At 63.4% G+C, this 1,022-nt stretch carries 1 protein-coding gene; it reads right to left on the bottom strand.

What is annotated here, in order from left to right; translation table 11 throughout:
- Positions 1-1,022: amino acid permease (locus ACFVVC_RS22390; protein ID WP_387458522.1), on the bottom strand; the 1,022-nt coding region annotated here is incomplete at both ends.

Raw genomic sequence — 1,022 nt, 5'->3', positions numbered from 1 at the left:
AGGACGATGGTGGCCCAGGTCATGATGATGCCGACGGAGGCGATGTTGAGGACGATTTCGAAGGCGTCGGCGGGGACGAGGTAGTTCAGGGGGACGCCGAGGAGGGAGACGACGGCGGTGATGGCGATGCCGCCGTAGGGGACGCCTGCTTTGTTCATGCGGGAGGCGAATTTGGGGGCGGAGCCGTTGACGGACATGGAGCGCAGGATCCGGCCGGTGGAGTAGAGCCCGGCGTTCAGGGAGGACAGGGCGGCGGTGAGGACGACGAGGTTCATGATGACGTCTACGCCTTGGACGCCGATGGAGCCGAAGAACGTCACGAAGGGGCTGACGCCTTTTTGGTAGGTGGTGTAGGGCAGCAGGAGGGCCAGGAGGATCACGGAGCCGACGTAGAACACGGCGATGCGGAAGACCACGGAGTTGATGGCTTTGGGCATGATTTTTTCGGGGTTTTCGGTTTCGCCGGCGGCGGTGCCGACGAGTTCGATGGAGGCGTAGGCGAACAGGACGCCTTGCATGAGGATGATCATGGGGAGCAGGCCGGTGGGGAAGATCCCGCCGTGGTCTGACAGGAGGCTGATGCCGACGTGCTGGCCGGTGACGGGGGTGCCGAAGATGACGAAGTAGGTGCCGATGATCAGGAACGCGACGAGGGCGGCGACTTTGATCAGGGCGAACCAGAATTCCATTTCGCCGAAGACTTTCACGGAGACCAGGTTCAGGGCGAGGACGACGATGAGGGCGGTCAGTGCCCAGGCCCACTGCGGGACGTCGGCCATCCAGGGGATGTAGTTGCCGAAGAAGTGCATGTAGAGGGCGGCGGCGGTGATGTCCACGATGGTGGTGGTGGCCCAGTTGATCCAGTAGAACCAGCCGGAGACGAACGCGGCTTTTTCGCCGAAGAATTCGCGGGCGTAGGAGACGAAGGAGCCTGAGGAGGGCCGGTGCAGGACCAGTTCGCCCAGGGCGCGGAGGATCAGGAACGCGAAGAACCCGCAGACCGCGTAGGCGATGACCAGGGA

It is taken from the genome of Pseudarthrobacter sp. NPDC058196 (assembly GCF_042882685.1).
In the GTDB taxonomy this organism is placed as follows: Bacteria; Actinomycetota; Actinomycetes; order Actinomycetales; family Micrococcaceae; genus Arthrobacter.
Note: the sequence above shows the minus strand (reverse complement) of the source record. Positions and strands in the feature narration are given on the sequence as shown.